Genomic DNA, 23,965 nt, shown 5'->3' with positions numbered 1-23,965 from the left:
GCAACATCGATCAAGGGGATGAGCGTCAAGAGGAGAAGGAATCAGGGGGGGCGTAATAGGTGGAGGGGACGCGCTGCGCATGAGCGAGCGTCCCCTCCATGTAAACCGTTTTTATATGAAGCGGTAAGCGCGTATAGCTCACCGCAGTGGCGTCAAGCGGCCAGGCGGGGAGGGTCCAGAGGGCGGGTCAGGTAGCCCAACATAATGGCAGGGATATCCACGGTAGGCTGGTAGTGAAGGAACAGTCCTCCCAGGGTGCCAAAGACCCGTGCCAGCATGATGAAGTCGCCGGGCATCTTTTCCACGGGGTCATGCTCCAGACGGGCGAGCAGGGCCGTGACCTGTTCCATGACTTGCTCGGCACTGGGCCAGCCCTGTTGCGGGGACGGATTGATGATGCTGTCACGGACTTGATCCAGAATCGCCGCCACAAAGGCCAACAGGGTGTCGGGATTGCCGCTGCGGGTGCGGAATCCCAGTTGCGACAGGGTGTCGCCAATCACCTGACGGTCATCGACGACGCAAGCCTGCAACACCCGGAAGTAACCGCGACGGGCGTCATCGGTCAGCGCCTGTGCGCAGCCGAAGTCCAGCAGTACCAGTTCGTCATGCTCATTGACCATAATGTTGCCCGGGTGCGGGTCGGCGTGGAACAGACCTCCGTGCAGTACCTGGGCAAACCAGGCATTGAGCAGGTTGCCAAGCATACGGCTGGTGCGCTCGGGGTGCGTGTCATGCAGGCGATCGAGCACTGTGGTCAGTTTGTTGCCCTGGACAAACCCGGTGGTCAGCACTCGCCGGGTACTCAGGCCGGTGATCAGGGAGGGGGTGGTGATCCCTTCTACCGTTTCCAGTTGCTGGCGGATTTGCTGCATCACCCGCGCTTCGCGGTGATAGTCCAGTTCTTCGCGTACTGTGCGCTGAATCTCGCTGACGATGGTGTCCATATCCATGGGCGGCAGGGCCGACTTCACGGCGTCCATGAAGACTTTCAGCAGGGTCATGTCCAGCTCCACCAGCTCGTCCAGGCCGGGGCGCTGTACCTTGACGGCGACCTCCTGGCCATCCAGCAGACGGGCACGATGGACCTGCCCGATGCTGGCGGCGGCCAGCGGATCACGATCAAAGTGGGCAAACAGTTGTTCTACCGGTTTGCCGAATTCTTCCTCCAGCACCTGACGGACTGTCTCATAGGGCAGCGGGGAGGCCTGGTCCTGCAGTACCGCCAGTTCATCGATCCAGGCTTGCGGCAGCAGATCGGGACGACTGGACAGCAGCTGGCCGATTTTCAGAAAGGCGCCACCTTGCTCCAGGGAGGTTTCGCAGAAACGGCGAGCGTTACGCTGATGCAGGGCCTGAAGGGCACTGTCTCGCATGCTGGCAGGCAGAAAGGCGGAACGGGTGCCCCACAGGCGATAGCTTGCTACCACACGGGTCAGCATCCAGCCGGTGACGGTCAGCCGCTTGAGGCGCATTGGCCAGCGGCGGGCCTCATCGGCCAACAGCTGCATTTCCTCGTTGACGGCCTGGGCGCCACGGCCGAATGCCTTGCATGCGGTGATGGCTTGATCGGCGAGTCCACGGCCTTGCCAGGCGGTACGTTCAATCGCACGGATGCAGCCTTCTACAACGGCAATCCAGGCTTTGAGCCCGCTATCTTTCTGTTTCTGGGTAGCGAAGTCATTCAGGGGTTGCCAGCTAGGCGTGCGGTCCTTGCCGCTGACTTCGACAGGTTCAGGGTGTTTCATTCGGCACCTCTCGGCCACCTTGTGAATAGTTGTTCACAAAGATAGAGGGTGAATGGAAGACCTGCAAGAAAAAAGTGTCAGCTGTCGGTCAATATTATTAACTAATTGTTATGAAAGCGTTTTTACCAGCATTGCCACCAGCTCTGTCTGTTTCCTGTAGCCGTTTTTACTCAGTAGATTCTTGATATGCTGGCGCGCGGTGTGAACGGATATGCCATTTTTGTCTGCAATTTCTGCTGCTCCCAGACCATGCACCAGTTCGGCGGCAATGGCGGCCTCGGCAGGGGTGCACAGGAACAGGGACTGCAGTTTGCCGAGATCCGGTGTCATGTCGATACGGTAGTTGAACAGTTCAGCCAGCAAGCCATTATGCTCAGCTCGCTCGGACTGCAGAGGTGTGAGGCAGATGGCAATGCGTTCATCACGATTTTCCACAAACAGGGTGTGAGTATCGGCGCGCCCCTGATTGGCATTGACCAGGTTGGTGGTGATGGCGTCGGCAAGCTGACGGCTGAGTCGGTCATCACTGCTGGTGAGTCGCTGATTGGAGCCAATATGCAGGCTTTGGCTATTGTCGATCAGGGTGCGGGCGGCCTGGTTGGCCTGGGCGATGGTGGCCAACGCATTGAATACGATCATGGGTTTGTTCACGTGATCCAGTGCCATGGCCAGACTTTCGTTATCGCTGCTCGATTGGTAGAGCTTGAAGTGCAGGGTAATGGCATTTTCGATATGCGGGGCCAGCAGGTTCATCTGCAGGATTTCCAGCTCGCTGTAGGGGCCGAAATCCTTGTGGCGGTTAGCCATGAAGACCACATTGGTGTCTGCCTGACGAGTGACCAGCATCCCGGCGCTGTCCCCCATCCCCACGGCTTCTGCCCAGGCTCGGCTTTCCGGATTGAGCATGTCGAGAATGGTCTGGCTTTCGTCGCCGCGCAGGAAGGAATCGAACTGCCTGGGCGGCAGGTGGCGAAAACGTGTCAGGGCTTCGTCTCGCTCTGGCAGGTCGCTGTTGATATACCACTGCTCGAAGCCTTCCGGGTAGCCAAACGTCCAGCCGTATACCAGCCGCTGAGGGTTGTCGCTGACACCCAGGATGCCACCTTGCAGTGCCTTGAAATGTGACTGGAAAGCATCAAAAAAAGGCTGGAAGCCCCGGCTGTCATGGAGGCACGCATACAGTATTCCCACCAGCTTGTTGTAGGCCTGGAATTGTTGCGATGTGAGGGTGGCCTCTTCCGGGGCTGACTCATGAAGATCGGTCGAGACCAATGCCATCTGATGTCCAGTGTAATTGCGGGAGACGATGACATTATCAACTGTCATGGAATGAAGGCCAATGACACTGGTTCCCCTTCTTATCACCGTTTGTCTGTCAATTCTCCCACAAACCTGGAATGGCCTGTCCCTAATGCAGGTCTGCATAGCCTGTCGTTCGAGGAAAGGATGGAAGCACGCTATCGAAAGGTTTTGCCGCTGGCTGGTGGACTGGATATCAACGACGGGCAGCCCCTCTCGGGTCATGATGACCGTTAAGATCAAGTACTGATAGCGAGGGACATTGACGCGATAATATCATCAGCCCACGCTTGGCGTGTATTTGAGGGAGCATTATGTCTGAACTGATCCTGCACCATTATCCACTTTCGCCTTTCTCGGAAAAGATCCGTGCCATGCTCGGGTATACCGGGTTGCCATGGTGTTCGGTTATCACCAGCGAAATGCCACCTCGGCCGTTGCTGGCTCCGTTAGCGGGTGGGTATAGAAAAATACCGGTAGCACAGATCGGAGCCGATGTGTTTTGCGATACCCGAACCATTACCCAACAAATCGCGGAGCTGTCTGGCAACCCGCGGCTAACCCTTGACGGGGTCAGTGAGGAGGAGCGTGCGTTTGTGAGGGAGGCCGACCTGACACTGTTTCTGGCCTGCATCCTTTCATCGACCAGCCTCAAACTGAATCTCAAACTGTTTCGGCATTTCTCTCTGCGGTCTTTGTTGCGATTTTTTCGCGACCGGATACAGATTGGTCGAACTTCTTCTGTGCCTCGAATGGGGCTGCGCGAGGCCCGGCATCGGGTCTGTCAGCATCTTTCAGAAATGGAATCACGCTTGAAGGGCAACCCGTGGCTGTTTGGGGATGCACCATCTATAGCGGATTTTAGTGCCTACCATGGCCTATGGTTTTTGACGGATGTAGCCGAAAGTGCCTTGGTGAAGGATTATCCTGCCGTGGAGGAGTGGATGCAGAGAATTCGCTCGTTCGGGCATGGGCACAGTATTGGCATGACGGGAGAGGCGGCGCTGGATATGGCCCGTCAGGCCGCTCCGAAAACGGTCGACAGTGGTAGCGATGTATTGCTGGGCAAGGAGGTGGTTGTCGCCCCGGACGATTATGCCCAGGTTCCAACAAGAGGGGTTCTGGTTGGGGCCACCGGGACGGAATGGATTCTGGCAATCAATAATCTGGCGGTCGACAGAGTCCATGTGCATTTTCCCAGAGAGGGGTTTCAGTTAGAGGCTGGTTGAGGGATAGGCTTGTATCGTTTCACGGGTTCCGTATGACCGCACTACAATAAAAAGAGGAAAGCATGGGTAACAAGCGAGATTGGCTGGGGGCCTTGGCGCTCACGGCATCGGGGGCGGTGTGTGCCGACCAGGCACTCACCATGGAAGCATTGGATAAGCGGCTGGCTTCACTGGAAGAAAGCTCTGCGTCATCTGCTGCGAGTGCTGTGTCCGACCGGATTAGCCTCAACGGCTTTATCACCTACGGGGTGACCCGCCATAACGTTCACCAGAATCAGGGCCCGGGAGGCCCTGGTCCGATGGCAAATCCCAACGCCGGTGACCCCTTCTATTACCGTGAACGGACCAGCGATGATATCTCCCATCGGGAGTTGTCCCGAGTGGGTGTGCAGATCAACGCAGAGATCAATGAACGCACAGAAGCCGTCATGCAAATTCTGGCGCGAGGCCGCGACAATTACGACGCAGAGGCCCAGTGGGCCTATATCGATTATGCGATTACCCCGGATCTGCATTGGCGTGGTGGTCGTTTGATGCTACCGAACTCGATGCATTCCCAGTATCTGAACGTAGGCTATGCCTATCATTGGGCTGCACTGCCCAGCGAGGTGTATAGCATCGTACCGTTCGACACCATGGATGGAATGGATCTTACCTGGAGTTTCCGTACCGGCAGTCTTTCTCATGATCTGAGTGCATTTTACGGCAGCCTTGACGTGCCGGATAACACCCTGCCTTTCACGGTCATTTATGAAGGCCGGAATTATGTCGGTATCAATCTGCGATCCCGTTGGCATGATGTTTCTACCTGGTTGAGTTACAGCCATGCGGAACTCAGCGCAGATCTGTCAGGAGGAGGGCTTGCCAGTGCCTCCCTTGATGGTGTGCCAATCCACGGCAACAGTGTGGGCTTGCAGTACGATAATGGTTCGTTGGTATTCATGGCCGAACGTTCGTCGTTGGTGCCTCATGCCTGGTTTCCCGAGCGTTGGGGTGGGTATGTGACGACGGGGTATCGGTTCGGCAAATGGATGCCGCATGTGACTTGGGGAGCCACAAATTCTCAGGATAACTCCGACGTGTTTTCTGGCGGCGACCCTGTGAGCATTTCCCTGGCTCAGGCCAACATGATCCGGTCAAAGAGCTGGACATTCGGGTTGCGCTACGAATTGGCGGCAGGAGTGGATATCAAGCTTGAAGCCCAGCAGTTTTATGACATGAGCAGTGACAAATTCCTGGCTAGCGGGAGTAACGTCAATGGCATGTTCACGACCAGCACAATGGCTGGGCCAATAGAACGCGATGACCCTACGGTGTATCGCATCACTGTTGATGCCGTATTTTAAGGGGGGCAGCTCATGAAGAAACAACAATGGCTATTCTCCCTGATTCTGTTGCTGCCGACTCTGGCGCTGGCGGACATTGTGGTGGTCGTCGATAAAAACTCGCCCATTACCTCTATCAGCCAGTCCCAGATACGTCAGCTTTATCTGGAAGGGAACGGAAAAGTGGGCGGGGTGTATCTCAAACCCCTGGACTTGCCCGAGCAGGACCGACTGCGTGATCGTTTTTATTTGGCTGCAGTTGGCAAGACGCCCGCGCAGATGAAGTCGTACTGGGCGCGAATGATTTTTTCTGGTCGCGGTGTTCCGCCACGGAGCGTGTCGGGTGTATCAGCCATGAAAGTCATGCTGGAAAATAATCCGGAACGAATCGGATATTTGCCGGCCAGCGAGGTGTCGGGGAACCTGCGGGTGTTGTACGAAATCCGATAGGCGGACGGGTCAGCCGAGTAGCAGTTTGCTCTCGGCTGCTTCTACCGAATCCAGTGCCCCATAGAGAATGACGGTGTCATCCTGAAGCAGCACGATCTCTTCCGATGGGTTTTCAAGGGTTTGGCCTTTGCGTTTTATCGCGCGGATCTCAACGTCTTTGAGTGGGCAGTCGTCAATCCGTTTGCCAATTGCCCGCGCCTGTTCGGTGAGTGTGACAGCATGGAGAAGACGATAGGGATTGCCTGCACTGTCCGCTGCGGGAAAGCTGTCACCGTGGTAGTAACCTTGTAGCATCCGGTAGCGGTCACGGCGGGTTTTCCTCAGCATCGCCAGCACGCGGTCAAAGGGGACGTCCAGCATCATTAGCGCATGCGCTACCAGCATCAGTGATGCCTCCAGCACTTCCGGCACAACTTCCGCAGCCCCTGCCCCAGTCAGTATATCCAGATGCGTATCGTCACGGGTGCGTACCAATACCTGAATCTCGGAATTGATGTCGCGGGCAGTGTGGATGATTCGTTCCGCCAGCCTGGCGTTGTCGAAGGTCACCACCAACAGCCGGGCACGGTGTATCCCGGCTTTTTCGAGAATATCCTTGCGACTGGCATCGCCAAACAGGATTCGTTCCCCGGCAGCTCCTGCTTCCTGAAGCCGCACCAGATCCATGTCTACCGCAATGGCTTGATGGTGAAACCGCGTCAGGTAACGCATCAGATTCTGACCCACGCGGCCATAGCCACAAAGAATCACATGGCCTGTCACTTCTGGTGACAGGGGGTGTTCGTCCGGTATCTGCATCCAGGGGCTGAGGATGCCGCGTGTAAGGTGCCCGCTTTTCTGGATCAGGGCGGGAGTCACTGCCATGGTGAGAACAGTGATGGATACCAGCAAGCCGGCATTTCCCGGTGTCATGATTTGGTGTGATACTGCCAGTGCCACCAGTACGAAACCGAATTCTCCACACTGGGACAAGACCAGACCACTTCGCAATGCGTTATCGGTTCTTTCCCCCAGCAACTTTAGCAGTCCGGTAACGATGGTCGCCTTGAACAGCATGATGGTAGCCGCCGCAAGCAGGATCCAGAGCCACTGATCTGCAAAAAGATCCGGGTCCACCAGCATCCCGACACTAATAAAAAACAGGCCCAGCAGTAGGTCTCGAAAGGGGCGAAGATCCGCCTCGATTTGATGACGAAAATGGCTTTCTCCCAGCATCATGCCCGCCAGGAAGGCGCCCAGAGCCATGGAAAGTCCCATCCAGTGAGTCACCCAGGCTGCCACCAGCGCCAGCAGCAAGGCGGTCATGACAAAGACTTCGTCCGAGCGTGTGCGTCCGGTTTCCTCCAGAAGACGGGGCAATACCCACTTGCCGGCAATGTAGATCCCGGCGAACAGCAGTAGCGATTTTCCCAGCGTTACACCGGTCATCTGCCACAGCTGGTCACTGTCACCTTGGGCAAAGATGGGCAGCATGACCAACATGATCACTGCCGCCAGATCCTGGAAGAGCAGGATCCCGGTAGCGGAGCGACCATAACTGGTGTTGACGGCGCCGCGGCCGATGATTTCCCGTATCACGATGGCGGTGGAAGAAAGGGCCAGCGCACAACCGGTAATCACTGCGGTGATCGGTGAGAATCCGAGGGCTCGCATCACCAGAAACACCGCTCCCCCCGTCAGGATCACCTGTAACGGTCCGGCGCCAAAGACCACGCGTCGTAGTGTCAGGAGTTGGGGGATGGAAAACTCCAGCCCAAGGGTGAACAGCAGGAAAACGATGCCGAATTCTGCCAGGTGCTGGATGTTCTCCAGGTCCTGGATCCAGCCGAAGCCGAAGGGGCCTGCAGCCAGACCGCACATCAAATAGGCAAGAATCGGGGGCATATGTAGCCGCCGGAATAGCACCACGGCGGCAACCGCAGAGCCCAGCAGGACAACTATCAGCGTGAGGGCATCGTGCATGTTTCTGGATATCCTTTTTCAGAATACCCAGTGTAGCAGCAGTTGAGGAAGCGCGTATGTCAGTCGTTGCAAGCGAACCGGAAACTGTCGTCCAGGGCCACAGGCAGGGTCAGCGATTGAAACTGTAGTTCGGCCATCTGGCGACAATGAGCGGCTCTTGCCTGCGAATCCAAGTGCAAATAGTCGATGTGAAATACGGGTTTTCCAGCATCGATAAAGGGGGTCAGAAGATGGCACTCCTGCCACTGGTGGCAAGATTCGTTGACGGCGAAATCAACCAGCGGCAGCAGTTCCTGTACCTGCCCGAGATCATTCTTCAGCGACACCGCCATGCCCAGCGCATGGGCTTGATTAAAAAGAAAACGGTTGTAGTCCAATTGATCCTCATAAGTCAGAGGAAAGCCTGTCCGATTGCTGTAACCATCCACATTGTCAGGATCAACGCCGTCACAGCCTCGCTCGGCGGCCAGCAACAGACGTTCGCTCATAATCTCCCGAACATTGGCTGAACGGGTGTCGAGCCAGCGCTCTCCAGGCCAGTCGCCCAGTCGGCGGCCCTTGTCGGTGGGGAGAAAGCGGTTGGCATCTTCTCGCCACTTTTCGAAGCTGCCCGCAGAAAAATAACAAATCACTTTCCGGCCGCTGGCCTGCAGGTCTGTAATCACGGACTGTGGAGTGTCAAACAGATCGAGAATATAGAGATCAGCGGTGTAGCCGCTATTGGTAGGTCCCTGCAGTTGTATTTGCCAAGTCGTTTCTATGCCTGGCTGGTACCACTGTACGGGTACCTCGACCGGTGGGGTAACCAGGCTGGTGATGGCTCCTGATAACAGGCCAAGCGATGAGCTCATCGGGCAGATTCCACTGAAATTGATAGTGCGATGGTAGTGCCGGAAGGGGACAAAAAATGTGGTGAAATTCCGCTATTTTTGTTACCTGGCTTATTTAATTAGAATATCAAAACTGTTCTATATGCATAAAGTGGCTAAAACGTCACCACCACCGTGACGGTATCGCTGTAGCTGCCAGGCTCCGCACCAGCATCGTCAAAGACCCGACCAAATACAGTGAAAGACAGGCCAGTGCCAGGGCCAAGCCCTGTCCCGGATTGCTGTTCTCCACTGGCTGTGCCCCAGCGCTGGGTGCGCCCACTGTCCTGATAGAGTTCGTAGCTGACTTGATAGCTGCCATTGGTCATGGTGCGGTTACCACTGGCGCCGTTGTTTAACCCAACCTCGAAGTCGGTTGCGTTACTGCATCTGACGGTGATGGTGGAGGTGCTGTCTGCCTGCGCTAAAGGGGTGTTCTGGGTTCCGAAGTCAAGATCGGTTGAAGAGACCTGGCATTGATCCGGAATGTTGACCTGAGCGGTGAGGGTGTAGGTATCCGTTACCGCCCCGGCTCCCGCACTGCAGCTCTGATTGAACCCGTTAATACGGACCCGGGCTTGTGAGCCCGTCATGAGGGCTCGGTGCAATTCGGCCCGTGTGTTGCCCGGAAGAGGTGTTGCGATCAGACCATAAAACGTGGCGGTGCCGCTGGCGCTAAAGGTAAAGAAAGGCATGCTGACATTGACCCCGACTCCGGTATTGGTTGCCCCACCGGGTTGCCCCACTACGGTGGAATGATTGGCCGCATCGAAGACGTTAAATGGCAGGGAGGGGGGCTGACTGCTTAACGGAACCAGATAGCGTGGGAGCATACCTCCAGTATCGTCGTTATTCACATGAAGGCAGAGCGTATTCTGGGTTGATTCAAAGAAACCGCGGGTACAGGACCAGTTTACAGTGACCTGGGTGCTGACTGGGCCACCGGTAAAAGGATCAACCGTACCGAAATCCATCACCGGCGAGCCCTGCACGCTGCATTCCACCGCTGCCTTGAGACCGGGGCTGAACATCATGACGATGCCCGCCACGACAACCCGACGGGTCTTCATGGCTGATCCTCCACGGGCAGTAAGAAGGGTTTGCCATTCAATTTGAATGAAAGTGCGCTGCCAGTGGGCAGCGTTACCGATTCGAGTGGCAGGGACAGTTGGCCATCAGGCAGCACATATCCCACCAGCCCGCGCTGGACAAGAATGTCCTCGCCGTTATCCGTTTGCAGGTGTGCATCACTGAGCCTGGCATGAGCGTCGCCTTTGTTGTGGATAACGATCCCGTTTTCATTCCGGGTTGCAATCAGGACCGGGCTCTGGTCTTTGTTGCCAGCAAAAACCGGTACCGATAACCGTAGCAGTACGCGCAGTTTGGCGCCGGCTTCGTTTTCGGTATCGGGCACTTCGCTGATGATAAGCCGGTAGCTGAGTTCCTTGTCTGCATCGGTGGGCCGTTGGCGTACGATTCGTACTACTTGCTGCCCGTTCGCAGGAATCAGGGTGACCGGGGGGGTGACCACAAGATCCTGTTGCTGACGAAAGCGGGATTCACCATCCACTTCTTCCCAGGCAAAGAGCTGCAGTTGATAGAAACCATCCCGGCTTGACCCGTTGCTCAGCGAGAAGGTGGCGTTTGGCTGAGTTTGGGTGATGTGCATGCGCAGAGGTGCGACCGTTAACTGGCCCGCCTGAAGCGGGAGGCATGCCAGCAGCAAAAGGCCAAGCACTCCGGGTCGAAACATTGCGTTCATCACGGCGAAATCCTCTCGTCGCTGCTGTATTCCGAAGGCGATTTACAGGTATAGGGCCCCAGACGTTTCAGGGAACCCGGTTCCGGTTCAAAATGAAATTGGACGGTACAGAGCTGGTTGTTGCGAATGATGCCAATCTCGTTGTTACCCGGGTCAAGACCACGAATAAAGGCTTCCCCATCGTAACCGACTACGGTGGCATCGGCATCACCGAACAGCACCCGACTGCCCGGGGGAACCGGGTTGCCGGTGTGATCAATAATTACCACTACGGCACTGTGCTCCTGCTTAACGGCAAAGCGAGCAGTGACGCCCACCAGTTCCGCAGGTTTTATGTTCAGAATGGTGTCTTCTACCAGTGCATCAGCGGGCAGGTCGTCAATATCAATGGCCAGCTTATTCTCGGTGTACGGCACCAGATCCGGCAGTAGCAGTCTGCCTTTGCGGTTAGTGTGGCCGATGACCCGGTTGGATTGCCGCACCGGAATATCCGCAAAGCCTCCGGCATCAACGATCGCAAAGCTGTTGTTCATGGTGTTGGCGGCAAAGACATCATCATAATTGGTCACCAGAGAGCCACTGATATTGGCAAACGTATTGGTCTGGTTGTTGTCACCAAAGACGCCTGCCTGTAAATCGGCATAAGGTGTCCACCAGCGACCACTGGCTTGGCGAATGCCGTCAGGATCGGGACTGTAAGCCAGATCCCAACCAACATCCCAGAACTCCTCCACCGGTTGCTGCAACGTCAGTATCGTGTCGGTGTCGCCGCTTAGCTCGTCGTGATCGACTCTGACTCCCGCCTGGATCGGACGGGTACGGATGTTATCGATGTAGTAATTCAGGCTCGCAAGCCAGGTGCGATCATCGCTTTCATCAAGGTTCTGGTTCAGGCTCAGTGTCATGGACAGGCGGCGCCAGAGGCTTCGTGTGTGTCCGACCACAAGAAAGCGGCTGTCATCGCCACTGAAAAGCGAGGTTTCCAGATAGGTCGCGTTGAGGCTGCCATGACGATCCAGATTGATACTGCCGTTAATTTGTAAACTGCTCTCAATGCTGGGGCCGGCATCCAGGCTGTTGCTCAGGTCTCGGTAGCCTTCGGAACGGCGCGTATATTGTCCGCTAATACCATACCGATAAGTACGGAATTCATGGCCAATCACCCATTGGGTGCCTTGCTCGTCATCATCCTGACCATGCGCAACCGCCAGATTACTGACGCCCAATAAGCCGGCTCTTGCGACTACCCCGGCACCGGTATTCAGCAGTTCCGAGCTGGCACTGGTACTGGCTTCCAGTGTCAGCTTGTCATTGAGGCCGTAGCGAGCAACACCGGTACCCACCGGATGCGCATCGTAATCATTGGAGCGAACACTGTAAAAACGGCGGGGGGTGCCAAGGCTCCCTGAATAGTCCCAGTACCCCTCGCGCAGCAATTTCGGGCTGACATAGAAGGGAACGGTTTGTGAGACCTGTCTGCCGAGGGTGTCTGTGGTGACCACCTGTACTTCACCCAGACCCGTTACCCGCGGAGAGGTTTCAAGAACAAAGGGGCCGGGTTGGACATTCTGGTCTGTCAGCCGCAAGTCGTTGACGAACACCTCCAGTGCGGAAGGCAGGGTGGCCGAGCCACTGATCTCCGGCAGTGGAAAGGTAATCAGATCGGGACGCGAGGCGAAGTTCCGGGAAATCTGCACACCGGCAAGCCGGACGGAGGGGGTCCAGTTGAGGGCACCCGTCAGTGAATCCCCGACAATATAGGTTCGCATGCGATCCGCATCGGTATACCGCCAATAGCTATCCAGGCGGACATAGTTACCACTGTTGTCCGGATCCGCATCGCTCCAGCGAACCAGGCCGCTGCTGCTGAATGCGCCCCAATCGCCAAAAAAACGTGCCTCATGACTGGCAGAAGTATTGCTGTCGCCGTTTTCTGCCCGGGTAGAGTAGGCGTCATAATTCAACAGGGCACCATGACCCCGTTGCAGCGGACTTGCACTATTGAACAGACCTGCCCGCAAGCTTTGTTCCGGGAGCCAGCTGGCTGGTACCAGCAGATTGATCTGCTGGCTATTGTTGTCGTAACGCCCCGCCACCCCCAGCGCGTCAAGGGTGATCCATTGATCCTGAGGGGGGGAGGGGAACTTCAATCCGAGTTTTTGCAGTGCCTGGGTGTCAACAGCAAGTTCATTGCCGTACACCTGCACGGGCAGAGTCTGGTGGCTGGGGACACCGTTGAGAATCAGTTGTGGGTAGGCGATGTAAGCTGCATTGCCCTGCCCGGAGGCCATGGCGCGCAGACGTGCGATATCCGATTGGGAGTACTGCTGATCCAGTGAGGCAACGGAATCAGGAAGGGCGGCAATTTGAGTAATGGAACGACTCTCATCCGCCTGCGCCTGACCGGCATGCATTAAAAAAAGCATTGCCAGGAAGGAGCGAGCGATTCGCTCCTGCTTGCCTGGCAAAACCCTTTTTTGCATCGTTGGCGCTGTCACTCGGATACATCCTTGTCATCCTTTATCGCCTGTCTTTGGGCGATAATTCCCTGTTCATGTTCAGAACGTTACGGTGACAGTGACAGTGTCATCCAGATCGACACCGGTATCACCATCAATGTTGTCGCCCGCAGCGATCGTGGGGGTCTGCGCAGGAATCAGACCGTATACGGTGAAATCCTGCTGGGTGCTGTCACCTGTGCCCGAATTGACGTTGGTGTTATCCCAGTCGGTGCTGTTTCCACTGTCCTGGTACAGTTCATAGGCAACAGAAGAACCCGCGGCAGAAGTCATGTTACGGCTGCCATTGGTGCCGCTCAGGCCGATATCGAAAGCCGCACCATTGGAGCAGGTGACGCTGACGGTGCTGGTGGAGGTAATTCCGCCCGTCGTGACTTGCGCTTCGGTGGCATTGCCAAAATCCAGATCGGTGGCCTGATCAATGGTGCAGGATGCACGCAGGTTCAGAAGCACCTCAAAAGTATCCGTTTCGGTCGCAGCAATACTGGCGGCGGGGGACGCCATGGCCGCAGCAGTGATTGCGGCAGAAACAAGCTTTTTCATGTTCTTCTCCATTCCCATTGAAGCGTGGGGTAGCCGATTTAAAAGTGTGACTTGTGTCACAGGATGTAATTAACGATAACAACCATATGGCCTGGGTAAGGATTGGTAAATGGAATAGGCGTTAATACAGTGTAAAACAGAGATGAATGGCGTTCACTTCAGGATAAGCGGTGTTGTTATTGGTATTAACGGTTTTTTAGTGCAGTTTTTGGCGCACCCGCCAGTGGCGGATGCGCCTGTCGTTTACTGCGGTGTGCGAATCACCAGCAGTCGCTCTTCGGTCATGTCGTTGATGGCCCAGCGGATCCCCTCGCGGCCGAGCCCGGAGTCCTTCACGCCGCCATAGGGCATGTTGTCGACCCGCCAGCTCGGCACGTCACCGATCACCACGCCTCCTACTTCCAATACATCCCAGGCTTTCTGGGCCTTGTACAGATCACGGGTGAAGATGCCCGCCTGCAGCCCGAACTTGGAATCGTTGATGGCTTGCAGGGCGGCGTCGAAATCGCTGAAGCGGCTGATCACGGCAACCGGGCCAAAGGCTTCTTCTTCCACAATGTGGGTGCCGGCCGGGGCATCTTCCAGCAGGGTGGCTTCCAGCATGGCGCCATTGCGCTTGCCGCCGGTGAGCAGGGTGGCGCCGGCGTCCACGGCTTCATTGATCCAGTTTTCCAGGCGGCTCGCTTCGCCTTCGGAAATCACCGGGCCAATAAAGGTGTCCTCGTCCTTCGGGTCGCCCATTTTCAGGGACGCGGTCTTTTCCACCAGTTTCGATTTCAGGGCGTCGTAGACCTTGTCGTGGATCATGATGCGCTGTACGCCGATGCAGCTCTGGCCTGACTGATAGAAAGCGCCAAACACAATGCGCTCGACCGCGTCGTTGAGGTCGGCATCTTCATCAACTACCACGGCGGCGTTACCGCCAAGTTCCAGAATCACTGGTTTCTTGCCGGCACGGGCTTTCAGGTCCCAGCCCACATCCGGGCTACCGGTGAAGCTCAGCAATTTGAAACGATCGTCGGTGGTGAACAGGTCGGCGCCGTCGCGGTGGCAGGGCAGTACCGAGAAGGCGCCCTTGGGCAGCGCGGTCTCCGCCAGCACTTCGCCGATGATGATGGCGCCAATGGGGGTTCGGCTGGCTGGCTTGAGTACAAAGGGGCAGCCGGCAGCGATGGCCGGGGCAACCTTGTGGGCCGCCAGGTTCAGGGGAAAGTTGAACGGTGAAATAAAGGAACAGGGACCAATGGGGACCCGTTTCACCATGCCCCGGTAGCCTTTGGCGCGGGCGGAAATTTCCAGGTTCAGCACTTCCCCTTCGATGCGTACGGCTTCTTCAGCGGCGACGCGGAAGGTGTCGATCAGGCGAGTCACTTCACCACGGGCATCCTTGATGGGTTTGCCCGCTTCGATGCACAGGGCTTCGGCCAGTTCGTCAAACCGTTCCTGAAAACGTTTCACACAGTGATAGAGAATTTCCTGCCGCTCGTAGGGCGCCAGTGCGGCCATGGCGGCACTGGCCTTGTCGGCCGCCTCAATGGCTTGATCAATGGTGGCGGCATCAGCCATGGCCACGCGGGTGGCAACATCACCGCTGTATTTGTCGGTGACTTCCAGATCCTGGTTGGCGAACACGGCCTCGTTGGCCAGATAGTAGGGGTAAGCGTCTTTTAGCATGTTTGTTCCTTGATGGCGTTGGTGGGGCCATGAGGTGTTTGGCTATCTTTTAAAGCGTCGGACGTCGGACGTGCGACGCTACAATCAAACCCCGGACGGCGCAGGCTGCTTAAGCCGTCCGGGATGAAGATCAGAGCTTTCCGCTCAACTCACGAATTTCCTGGTTGAGAATGCGGTTGTTGTCGCGGTAGTCCACCGGGCAATCAATCACGTGTACGCCGCCAGCCTGATAACACTGCTCGATCAAGGGGGCGAGGCCATCGGTGGATTCCACGCGGTGGCCATTGGCACCGTAAGAGCGGGCGTACTCCACGAAATCCGGGTTCTGGAAGTCGAGTCCAAAGTCCTGGAAATCCATGTCGCTTTGTTTCCACTTGATCATGCCGTAGCCGTCGTCGCGCAGAATCAGAATGACGATATCGAGTTTCATGCGCACCGCGGTTTCCAGCTCCTGGCTGTTCATCATGAACCCCCCGTCGCCGACGATGGCCATCACGCGGCGGTCCGGGTAGACCATTTTGGCGGCCATGCCGGAAGGCAGACCGGCCCCCATGGTGGCGAGGGCGTTATCGAGCAGCACGGTGTTGGGTTTGGTGGCGGGGTAGTTGCGCGCAAACCAGATTTTGTACATGCCGTTGTCGAGGGTCAGGATGCCGTCTTCCGGCATGATCTTGCGGATTTCATCGACCAGGCGTTGCGGGCGAATCGGGAAGCTGTCGTCGACGATGCCTTCACGGATGTGGTGTTGCAGCGCATCACGAATGCGATGGAAATCGGCAAAACTCCAGTGCTCCTGCGGCTCCAGACGCTCTTTCAATTGCCACAGGCTGTTGGCGATGTCGCCGATCACTTCGATCTGCGGGAAATACACCGGGTCGACCTGGGCGGAATTGAAGTTGATGTGAACCACTTCGGCACCGCCGGGGCGCATGAAAAACGGCGGCTTTTCTACCACGTCGTGGCCGACGTTGATGATCAGGTCGGCCTGGTCGATGGCACGATGGACAAAGTCACCGGAGGACAGGGCGGTGTTGCCCAGGAAGTGCGGGCCGGTTTCATCGACCACGCCTTTCCCCATCTGGGTGGTAATCACCGGAATCCCCAGTTTCTCCACGAACTGCCGCAGCATCTTGCTGGTGAGCTTGCGGTTGGCGCCGGCGCCGGCCAGCAGCAGGGGCTTGCGTGCGCCCTGGATGGCTTCGATGGCCTTGCAGATCGCCTTGTCTTCGGCAATCGGGCGGCGAGTCATGCTGGGTTCGGTGACCGGCATGGTGGAGTGCTCGCGGGCGATGTCTTCCGGCAGTTCCAGATGGGTGGCGCCGGGACGTTCTTCCTGGGCCAGGCGAAACGCTTCGCGGATACGGGTGGGAATGGAATCACCGCTGACCACCTGCTTGGTGAACTTGGTCAGCGGGCGCATCATGTCGACCACATCGATGATCTGGAACTGGCCCTGCTTGCTGCTTTTGATCGGCTTTTGCCCGGTGATCATCACCATGGGCATGGCGCCCAGCTGGGCGTAGGCGGCGGCGGTGACGAAGTTGGTGGCGCCGGGGCCGAGGGTCGACATACATACGCCAGCCTTGCCGGTCAGTCGGCCATAGGTGGAGGCCATAAAGCCGGCAGCCTGTTCGTGACGGGTAATCACCAGTTTGATCTTCGAGCCGCGCAGGGATTCCAGCAGGTCCAGGTTTTCCTCGCCGGGAATGGCGAACACGTGTTCTACGCCTTCGGCTTCCAGGGCACGGACGAACAAATCTGATGCTTTCATGTTTCTCTGTCTCCGGTTGTACCCGTCCGGCTCCCTGGCCGTTGCGGGCTCCACATAGGGTGGCAATCAAGTGTCAACGCGGTTAATGCAAGGATAATGCCGCCTTTTCCTTTATTTGGTGCACAAAATGCGCACCAATTGGATGCATCAAGATCGTTGCGAGGTTCACTATAGCGCGTCGACATGCTCATCGGTATGCAGTTGCTTGATCCGTTTCATTAACAAATGTGATGGGAATGTGTGTGCCGGGTTGTGCACGCCGCACAGGCGGTGCACAGTCTGCGCATCAACCTTGTCTGGTCGGAGTAACAATTGCCCATGAAGATCTGGCTCTGGGTTCTGGGTGCCGTGCTGGCGGTGGTGTTGGTCGGGCTGGCGGGTGTTTACCGCTGGTTCAACCCGCCGGCGCCCCCCGCGCAGCTATTTTTTAACGGCACAGTGGTCACCATGGACCCGGCACAGCCAGAGGCATCAGCCATGCTGGTCAAGCGTGGCGAGATTGTCGCGTTGGGCGAGGTGAAGGTGCTGCGTCAGCAGGTCAGTCGTGATGTGCAGGTGATTGATCTGGAAGGCGGCACCCTGATGCCCGGCTTTATCGATGCCCACGGTCATTTTCCGGGCGAGGGGCTGTCAGCGGTGGCGGTGGATGCCAATAGCCCACCCATTGGTGACCTGTACAGCATCGATACCTTGTTGGAGCGTTTGCGGTTGTTGGCCCAGCGCCGGCCAGAGGGGCCACTGTTGGCCTACGGTTTTGATGACACCACTATCGGTGAGCAGCGTTACCCCACCCGGGATGAACTGGACACGGTCAGCGACAGCCGGCCGGTGATGGTCATGCACATTTCCGGGCATCTGGGGGTGTTAAACAGTGCCGGGCTTGCGGCCATGTCGATCCCGGAAGAGGTACCGGACCCGCAGGGTGGGTTTTACGGTCGCGACGCAGATGGACGTCTGAATGGCCTGCTGGCAGAAACGGCCTTTTCACCGGTGCGTGCGTCGATGCTGGCGTTGTCCGGCATGGACGGCTTGCGCGTACTGAACCGGGCATCACACCAGTACCTGGCCCGTGGCATTACCTTTGCCCAGAATGGGCTGGCGGATCCGGCGAGCCTGCGGGCGCTGAAACCGGCGTTGCGGCTGGGGGTCATTCCCTTGCGTTTGAGTCTCTGGCCCGATGCTGAAGCGGAAACCTTGCGCGGGTCGGGTGCACTGACTCTGCCTGGCAGCGACCGCATCCACCTTGGGCCGGTCAAACTGGTGGCCGATGGTTCCCTGCAGGGTTATACCGGTTTTCTCAGCGAGCCCTATTACACCGTCCCGGAGGATTATCCGCCGGATTACCTGGGCTTCCCGACCTTGTCGGGAGCTGATCTGACTGAACAGGTAACACGTTTTCATTGTCAGGATCGTCAGGTGGCGATTCATGCCAATGGCGATGCGGCAATTACGCTGGCGCTGGACGCCGTGGCCGCTGCCCGACAGCAGTGCCCGACGATCCGCAAACCACCGGTGTTGATTCATGCGCAGACCAGCACAACAGCCCAGCTGGAGCGTATGAAGGCGTTGGAGGTCATCCCCTCGTTTTTCAATGCCCATGTCTATTACTGGGGGGACCGCCACCGCGACATCTTCCTTGGCCCGGAGCGGGCGCGACGGATCAGCCCGCTGGCAGAGGCTGAGCAGTTGGGATTGCGTTTTACCTTGCATGCAGATTCTCCCATCGTGCCGTATCAGCCGTTGCTGATGGTCTGGAATGCGGTGCACCGCGAGACCTCGTCGGGGGCAACGCTGGGGGCGGGCCAGTCGGTGAATGTTGAGCGGGCCTTGCAGGCGGTGACCGTCGATGCAGCGCGACAGCTGGGGGTGCAGGACCGGGTCGGTCAGCTGCGGGTGGGGATGTTGGCCGATCTGGTGTGGCTGGATCGGGATCCCAGGGACAATATCGCGCAGTGGAGAGATATTCAGGTGAGAGGCACCTGGATCGGTGGGGTACGCCGCTACCCGGATGGGGTGGAAGATCCGGCACTGTCTGCGCAGTAGGCAGGCAGTGAGTCGGCGACGGTGTCGCGAGTCGCGATTCAAGAGGGCCGTCGGTGCGGCCCTTGTCAGGGGCGGGGGTGTCCCGCGCCGTGATGTCCCGTTAGCGGGAGATCAGTATCAGTGCCAGGTCCCTTCCAGGTTTTCGCATTGCTCCAGAAATTCTTCGGCACTCATTTCGATGGTGTCTGTGTCCAGGTGGGAGGCCACCTGTTCTTTCAGCTGACCCACGACCTTTGACATTACGGTCAGAGTCTCTTCCACCTGCTCAATGGTTTCCAGCAGATCCTCGGCTTCTTGCAGGTACTCTTCTTTCAGGTACTCGTCTTTTTCGTAATCGCTCATGCGAAGCCTCCTGATGGTATTGAGAGAGCCGGGCTACGTCACAGCTCACTTCCATGTTGCCAACGATGTCGGCGTAAAACAAACGGGAATTCCCGGGAATTGATTAAAGTTTAAGCGCTTGTGATGGGTGGTCATCGACCTTTCGTGAGCGGTGTCTTCCCCAGGCAATGTTCTCGCTCTTTTCGCGTGCAGGCATGCTCCCCCTGGTTCCAAGGATCGGCGGTGGCCAATCTGAAATTCATACCAATGCGGGAAGTTGTGTGGCCGCTTGTTCGTGACAATGCGGGAATCACATCGGTTGGCTCTCTGTGCAGGGAGCTTGAGGCATGGGGAGCATAAAGATGAAAAAGGGAATTAGCGTTGCAATGATCGCCGCGGCATTGGCCGCTTGTGGTGGGGGTGGCAGTGGCGGGGGGGCGGCGGAGCGGCGCCAGGATCGCCGCGGGCCAGCGTCAGCTGTGAGAGCAGTAATACCAACTGCACCTGGACGCTGCCCGCCGGGGTGGCGTTGTCCATGGAGCAACTCGGCGAGGTGGCCTTGCAGCTGGAAAATGGCGATGTGACCATCAACAGCCGCGGCGATGCGCTGGTGCTGGATCTGGGTGTCACGGCAGCATCGGTGTACACCCTGACCCTGTCATCGGCCGGGGATATTCATATCGACCAGCCCCTGAATGTGGGCGCGCTGGTACTCAAATACGGTCAGGGCACGGCGGACGGTGCCGGGGCGGACTACCGGGTAACGGCGCCGGTGACGCTGCCCGCCGGGAATACCCTGGTGACCCATCAGGGCAGTGAGGATCTGGTCGGGACGACCTGGCTGGTGATCACCGAGCTGGGTGACGAGAGTGGCAGCGGGCAGACCCTGCAGGGCATGGCCAATGATCTGACCGCGCATTATGCGTTGGGGACAGACATTGATGCCTCTGGTACTACGGGCTGGAACGATTATGGCATTGCGGTTTTCGCAGGGTTTCAACCGGTGGGCAGCGAAACGACGCCGTTCAGTGGCGCCCTGGAGGGCCTGGGTCATCGTATTAGCGACCTGTATATCAGTCGCGCTGACGAGAGTGACGTGGGCCTGTTTGGCTACGCAGACAGCCAGTCGCGGATTCGCCATCTTGAGGTGACCGGCACTGTCCATGGCTATGACCGCGTCGGTGGCCTGGTGGGCACCAGCCATGGCGCCCTGCTTCGGGTTTCCAGCGCGGCCGATGTGTCCGGTCACAGTACAGTGGGGGGCTTGGCGGGATACACCTACGGGACCGTGAGTCTGTCCAGCGCGACCGGGGAGGTAACCGCGACGGGGTCTTCCATCGGAGGTCTGGCGGGCCAAAACCGTGCGGGAGACAGTGTGATCAGCGAATCCTGGGCCAGCGGGGCGGTCAATGGGAATTGGGTTGTCGGTGGCCTGGTCGGGACAAATTACGGCCAGATCCGTCATGCATGGGCCTCCGGGGAGGTGGTGGCGAATAATGCTACTGCGGGTGGCCTGGTCGGGCAAAACTGGGCAGGGGCAGAGATTGAGGCCAGCTGGGCGAGCGGTGGAGTGGGCGTTTCTAGTGCGGACGCCATCGGAGGTTTGCTCGGCTTCAATCACGCTACGGGGACGGTACGCACCAGTTACTGGGCCACGGACAGCAACACCGGTATCCCGGGGGTGGGCTCAAGCGACGCGCCCGCAGATTCGGTCGTGGCCACGGGGTTGACCTTGTCCGAGCTGATCAGTGACGAGGTGGTTACCGTACTGAACGGAGAATCTGCCAGCCCGGTGTGGGCCAATGTCCGCAGCCAGACCTCGCCTTACCTGCCGGCTAATCCGGGGCCATTGCGGGTGAAATACGACCTGGCCAAGGTCTATGAGCCTGTCACGACCCTGCAGGAACTGCAGGCAATCGCTTCCCCCGCTAACTATGCCTTGCTGAATGATCTGGATGCCCGTGCCACGGCCTACTGGAACATGGGGGACCATGATGGTGATGCCGGAACAGAAGAGACCTTTATGGGCTTTGAGTCATTGCCGAACTTGAGTAGCCGCTTCGAGGGACTGGGTAATGTTGTATCCGGGTTGACGATTAACCGACCAAGTCAGTCGAGTATCGGCCTTTGGAAAAATCTGAGTCCCAGCAGTTCTGTTGTTCGTTTGGGGCTAGAGCATGTCTCCGTGTCAGGCGGGGTGAATGTGGGGGGGGTGGTCGGAAACGGCGGTTACAGTAGCATCCGTGAGTGCTACGTGACAGGGACTGTCAGCGGCACAAATTCGGTTGGAGGATTGGCCGGCAACCTTCACGCCTCGTCGTTTTATAACAATTACGTCGCCGCACAGGTCGTGGGTGAAGATCGTGTCGGTGGCCTGGTTGGGAATCTGAGTGGTTTCACGGTGGAAACCAGCTATTCGAATAGCCAACTTGCCTCCGGCCCGGATACCCTTCTGGGTGGGCTTGTCGGTAACTTGGCTGATACTTTGTATCCGATGGCCGGTCTCTGGAATCTTGATGCCAGTTCGCTTGAGCTGAATGCAGTAGGCAGTGACCCGACAATATTGATTCCGGGCAAAACCCAGGCTGAGCTGAAGCAGCTAGCCACCTACACTGACCCGAATGGCGACGGTGATGACAGCGACAGCTGGGATATCAGTGCTATTGCCAATGATGACGGCAGCAGCGTGTGGCTAATCGATGACGGCAATGCGACCCCGATCTTGCGCTGGCAATACGCGCGCTGAAATTGACGCGATCATGAAGCCATCTATCCGCTGCCGGAGGTCGTTGATCTGCCGGCAGCCCCATCGCGGCGGAACCGCCGCTCCGATAATGGAACTCCCACTGAAGGCCTTCAGTGGGAGTGGTTGTTCGAACGCGATAAATCCGTTGCTCAAACGATAAAAAGGTTCATCGCGGTAGCGGGAACAGCCCGATTGACTCCTTCTGCCCTTCCGTAGGAGGGTCGCTCGCGGTGCGATTCCGTGCTTGGATCAAAAGCGTTTTCACCACAGAGAACACTGAACCCAAAAAGAAAAAAGAGCTCCGAAGCGCCACGGCTGTCCCACCGTTTCATGAAGGTCCTGAGGAGGCGGAGGCGCTTTCTCTTGTGGGAGCTCTCTGTGCTCGTCAGGGTATGCTTGCAAGCGAATAGTCCTTGGCGCACCAACATTCGCCTGCAAGCAGGCTCCCACGAGACAGGCATCTGCGAGAGCCAAAATACGGCGATTAAATCCTGTTCCCCTAAACAGAGAAACCCGCCGGCTTGCCAGCCTGGCGGGTTTCGGACTTCGATAACTCAAACTGTGGGACAGCAGAGCGCCGAAGCGCCCTTTGTCTTTTTCTTGTGAGTTGCCATTAGTGGCGTTACACCATGTCTAGGGAAATCAATAAGTTAGACGATTCTTGCCACGTATGAATCGCGATTTTTGCCACAAGTAAATGCAGTGTGCGCGTAACCCATTGATTATAAATAACAAAAGTGCGAAATGAGATGCAGGGTCTGCTCGCGATTAAGCCTCGATTTCCAAATAAAAGTATAAGATTTTTAGTATATTTTGTGAACTATACTCGCCAGATATGAGCTGATGGAAGTGCTGGAGATGGAACTTACCAGAGAAGATCTTTACGAGTTGGTTTGGTCAATGCCCATGACCAAGGTTGGTGAAAAATTAGGCGTTTCTGATGTCGCTGTCAGGAAAGTCTGCGTCAAGATGAAGATTCCTCGTCCGCCACAGGGGTACTGGTTGTCCGAGAGACTCCAAAAGCGACCTAAGCCTGCTCTTCCTGACTTCAGTGGGGAAGACCTGGTTTTCATCAATCCTCCCGTGGCTATAGCTGAACCGGAAGAGACTCCTCCAGAATTGCCCGAAGGGGTTTTAAAGCATGTAGCGAAAGGGCTTCGAGCATCGGTTACTGCTGAATCTGGAGAAACAAAGAGACTGCTGAAATCGGGGTTTGTGGATCGCTATGGATTTCTGAGAAGCGGAAAACCACTCCCTGTCCCAGTTGTTGCAACTAAGACGACGCTCCAGAGAGCCCTGTTACTAGCCGATTGGGTCATAAAAATGTCAGCTCTTCAGGGATTTGTGCTTGCGGAACGACGTAAAGGGTATGGCCGTGATTTTGAGATCTGCCTAGAGAAACAGGGTATCAACGGCAGTATTCAGATCAAAGAGCGTGTCACTCGCAGAGAAGTGCCGGTTGCAGAACGACGGTATGACTATGGAGACAAATATAGATATGAGCAGACTGGAGAGCTTGGAATCTCCTTTGAGTGTGGCTGGGGGAACAAGAAAGCGTGAATCGCCACCAGTTTGCTAGACACCTTTCAGCCATCCAAAATGGCAATCAGAGAGGTATCCATGAGCAGCAAGCGCTATCCCGAAGAATTCAAGATTGAGGCGGTTCGTCAGGTGACGGATCGTGGTCACAGTGTGGCCCAAGTG

Annotated in this window: 18 protein-coding genes; 7 read left to right on the top strand and 11 right to left on the bottom strand. The window is 57.0% G+C overall.

From position 1 onward, the window contains the following. Window positions 1–152 precede the first annotated feature (152 nt). Together D4A39_RS12795 and D4A39_RS12790 are read right to left on the bottom strand one after the other, a co-directional pair. Window positions 153–1,748 (bottom strand): ABC1 kinase family protein, encoded by a 1,596-nt coding sequence (locus D4A39_RS12795; RefSeq protein WP_119918270.1) that lies wholly within the window; start codon window positions 1,746–1,748, stop codon window positions 153–155. 108 nt (window positions 1,749–1,856) lie between these two features. After that, the gene (locus tag D4A39_RS12790; RefSeq protein ID WP_022984013.1) at window positions 1,857–3,026 is read right to left on the bottom strand and encodes a helix-turn-helix transcriptional regulator; all 1,170 of its coding nucleotides are present in this window, start codon (window positions 3,024–3,026) and stop codon (window positions 1,857–1,859) included. A gap of 335 nt (window positions 3,027–3,361) precedes the next feature. Here D4A39_RS12790 and D4A39_RS12780 point away from each other — a divergent pair, with 335 nt between their 5' ends. The 3 genes from D4A39_RS12780 to D4A39_RS12770 all read left to right on the top strand — a co-directional run bounded on the left by D4A39_RS12780 (window position 3,362) and on the right by D4A39_RS12770 (window position 6,051). Beyond that, window positions 3,362–4,276 carry a glutathione S-transferase family protein gene (locus D4A39_RS12780; RefSeq protein WP_022984011.1) on the top strand — a complete coding sequence of 305 codons (915 nt, stop codon included), beginning with the start codon at window positions 3,362–3,364 and terminating at the stop codon, window positions 4,274–4,276. Between the two features lie 62 nt (window positions 4,277–4,338). Further along, window positions 4,339–5,622, top strand: a complete 1,284-nt coding sequence (locus D4A39_RS12775) for a hypothetical protein (protein WP_119918269.1) — start codon at window positions 4,339–4,341, stop codon at window positions 5,620–5,622. 12 nt (window positions 5,623–5,634) lie between these two features. Continuing rightward, entirely contained in the window at window positions 5,635–6,051 is a 417-nt protein-coding gene (locus tag D4A39_RS12770; RefSeq protein WP_022984009.1) for a hypothetical protein, read from the top strand. A gap of 9 nt (window positions 6,052–6,060) precedes the next feature. Here the strand turns inward: D4A39_RS12770 and D4A39_RS12765 are convergent, their stop codons facing one another. From D4A39_RS12765 to D4A39_RS12730, 8 genes are all read right to left on the bottom strand, one after another. After that, window positions 6,061–8,013: a monovalent cation:proton antiporter family protein gene (locus D4A39_RS12765; RefSeq protein WP_022984008.1), complete on the bottom strand. Its 1,953-nt coding sequence runs from the start codon at window positions 8,011–8,013 to the stop codon at window positions 6,061–6,063. Window positions 8,014–8,072: 59 nt separating this feature from the next. Next, window positions 8,073–8,864 carry an endo alpha-1,4 polygalactosaminidase gene (locus tag D4A39_RS12760; protein WP_022984007.1) on the bottom strand — a complete coding sequence of 264 codons (792 nt, stop codon included), beginning with the start codon at window positions 8,862–8,864 and terminating at the stop codon, window positions 8,073–8,075. Between the two features lie 134 nt (window positions 8,865–8,998). Further along, window positions 8,999–9,952, bottom strand: coding sequence for a Csu type fimbrial protein (locus D4A39_RS12755; RefSeq protein ID WP_119918267.1), 954 nt, complete (start codon window positions 9,950–9,952; stop codon window positions 8,999–9,001). After that, window positions 9,949–10,644 carry a fimbrial biogenesis chaperone gene (locus D4A39_RS12750; protein ID WP_119918265.1) on the bottom strand — a complete coding sequence of 232 codons (696 nt, stop codon included), beginning with the start codon at window positions 10,642–10,644 and terminating at the stop codon, window positions 9,949–9,951. The genes D4A39_RS12755 and D4A39_RS12750 overlap by 4 nt, the downstream gene beginning before the upstream one ends. Next, complete coding sequence (locus D4A39_RS12745; RefSeq protein ID WP_119918262.1) at window positions 10,644–13,127, bottom strand: fimbria/pilus outer membrane usher protein; 2,484 nt, start codon at window positions 13,125–13,127, stop codon at window positions 10,644–10,646. Before D4A39_RS12745 ends, D4A39_RS12750 begins: the two co-directional genes overlap by 1 nt. A gap of 75 nt (window positions 13,128–13,202) precedes the next feature. Then, a complete protein-coding gene (locus tag D4A39_RS12740) occupies window positions 13,203–13,706 on the bottom strand; it encodes a Csu type fimbrial protein (RefSeq protein ID WP_022984003.1) in 504 nt (167 codons plus the stop codon). Window positions 13,707–13,949: 243 nt separating this feature from the next. Beyond that, window positions 13,950–15,380, bottom strand: coding sequence for an aldehyde dehydrogenase family protein (locus D4A39_RS12735; protein ID WP_022984002.1), 1,431 nt, complete (start codon window positions 15,378–15,380; stop codon window positions 13,950–13,952). Between the two features lie 130 nt (window positions 15,381–15,510). Further along, window positions 15,511–17,151 (bottom strand): acetolactate synthase large subunit, encoded by a 1,641-nt coding sequence (locus D4A39_RS12730; protein ID WP_022984001.1) that lies wholly within the window; start codon window positions 17,149–17,151, stop codon window positions 15,511–15,513. Window positions 17,152–17,469: 318 nt separating this feature from the next. Between D4A39_RS12730 and D4A39_RS12725 the strand changes: the two genes are divergently transcribed. After that, window positions 17,470–19,194, top strand: a complete 1,725-nt coding sequence (locus D4A39_RS12725) for an amidohydrolase (protein ID WP_022984000.1) — start codon at window positions 17,470–17,472, stop codon at window positions 19,192–19,194. A gap of 117 nt (window positions 19,195–19,311) precedes the next feature. Here D4A39_RS12725 and D4A39_RS12720 read toward each other — a convergent pair whose 3' ends face one another. After that, a complete protein-coding gene (locus D4A39_RS12720; protein ID WP_022983999.1) occupies window positions 19,312–19,536 on the bottom strand; it encodes a hypothetical protein in 225 nt (74 codons plus the stop codon). A gap of 514 nt (window positions 19,537–20,050) precedes the next feature. Between D4A39_RS12720 and D4A39_RS12715 the strand changes: the two genes are divergently transcribed. The 3 genes from D4A39_RS12715 to D4A39_RS17980 all read left to right on the top strand — a co-directional run. Continuing rightward, window positions 20,051–22,261 carry a GLUG motif-containing protein gene (locus D4A39_RS12715; RefSeq protein ID WP_119918261.1) on the top strand — a complete coding sequence of 737 codons (2,211 nt, stop codon included), beginning with the start codon at window positions 20,051–20,053 and terminating at the stop codon, window positions 22,259–22,261. An 843-nt stretch (window positions 22,262–23,104) separates the two neighbouring features. Continuing rightward, on the top strand, window positions 23,105–23,821 hold the full coding sequence (locus D4A39_RS12705) for an RWP-RK domain-containing protein (RefSeq protein WP_119918257.1): 717 nt from the start codon (window positions 23,105–23,107) through the stop codon (window positions 23,819–23,821). A gap of 60 nt (window positions 23,822–23,881) precedes the next feature. After that, a partial coding sequence (locus D4A39_RS17980) for a transposase (RefSeq protein WP_233552453.1) occupies window positions 23,882–23,965 on the top strand: 84 nt, incomplete at its 3' end.

Source organism: Alcanivorax profundi, assembly GCF_003597125.1.
In the GTDB taxonomy this organism is placed as follows: domain Bacteria; phylum Pseudomonadota; class Gammaproteobacteria; order Pseudomonadales; family Alcanivoracaceae; genus Alcanivorax; species Alcanivorax profundi.
This window is presented reverse-complemented; position numbering and strand designations above follow the sequence as displayed.

What these genes read in the sequence shown, in the direction of transcription:
- D4A39_RS12770 (WP_022984009.1), top strand. Translation starts at nt 5,635, where the DNA reads ATGAAGAAACAACAATGGCTATTCTCCCTGATTCTGTTGCTGCCGACT.
- D4A39_RS12760 (WP_022984007.1), bottom strand. Translation starts at nt 8,864, where the DNA reads ATGAGCTCATCGCTTGGCCTGTTATCAGGAGCCATCACCAGCCTGGTT.
- D4A39_RS12765 (WP_022984008.1), bottom strand. Translation starts at nt 8,013, where the DNA reads ATGCACGATGCCCTCACGCTGATAGTTGTCCTGCTGGGCTCTGCGGTT.
- D4A39_RS12755 (WP_119918267.1), bottom strand. Translation starts at nt 9,952, where the DNA reads ATGAAGACCCGTCGGGTTGTCGTGGCGGGCATCGTCATGATGTTCAGC.
- D4A39_RS12750 (WP_119918265.1), bottom strand. Translation starts at nt 10,644, where the DNA reads ATGAACGCAATGTTTCGACCCGGAGTGCTTGGCCTTTTGCTGCTGGCA.
- D4A39_RS12725 (WP_022984000.1), top strand. Translation starts at nt 17,470, where the DNA reads ATGAAGATCTGGCTCTGGGTTCTGGGTGCCGTGCTGGCGGTGGTGTTG.
- D4A39_RS12790 (WP_022984013.1), bottom strand. Translation starts at nt 3,026, where the DNA reads ATGGCATTGGTCTCGACCGATCTTCATGAGTCAGCCCCGGAAGAGGCC.
- D4A39_RS12795 (WP_119918270.1), bottom strand. Translation starts at nt 1,748, where the DNA reads ATGAAACACCCTGAACCTGTCGAAGTCAGCGGCAAGGACCGCACGCCT.
- D4A39_RS12735 (WP_022984002.1), bottom strand. Translation starts at nt 15,380, where the DNA reads ATGCTAAAAGACGCTTACCCCTACTATCTGGCCAACGAGGCCGTGTTC.
- D4A39_RS12720 (WP_022983999.1), bottom strand. Translation starts at nt 19,536, where the DNA reads ATGAGCGATTACGAAAAAGACGAGTACCTGAAAGAAGAGTACCTGCAA.
- D4A39_RS12730 (WP_022984001.1), bottom strand. Translation starts at nt 17,151, where the DNA reads ATGAAAGCATCAGATTTGTTCGTCCGTGCCCTGGAAGCCGAAGGCGTA.
- D4A39_RS12745 (WP_119918262.1), bottom strand. Translation starts at nt 13,127, where the DNA reads ATGCAAAAAAGGGTTTTGCCAGGCAAGCAGGAGCGAATCGCTCGCTCC.
- D4A39_RS12775 (WP_119918269.1), top strand. Translation starts at nt 4,339, where the DNA reads ATGGGTAACAAGCGAGATTGGCTGGGGGCCTTGGCGCTCACGGCATCG.
- D4A39_RS12715 (WP_119918261.1), top strand. Translation starts at nt 20,051, where the DNA reads ATGGAGCAACTCGGCGAGGTGGCCTTGCAGCTGGAAAATGGCGATGTG.
- D4A39_RS12740 (WP_022984003.1), bottom strand. Translation starts at nt 13,706, where the DNA reads ATGAAAAAGCTTGTTTCTGCCGCAATCACTGCTGCGGCCATGGCGTCC.
- D4A39_RS12705 (WP_119918257.1), top strand. Translation starts at nt 23,105, where the DNA reads ATGGAAGTGCTGGAGATGGAACTTACCAGAGAAGATCTTTACGAGTTG.
- D4A39_RS12780 (WP_022984011.1), top strand. Translation starts at nt 3,362, where the DNA reads ATGTCTGAACTGATCCTGCACCATTATCCACTTTCGCCTTTCTCGGAA.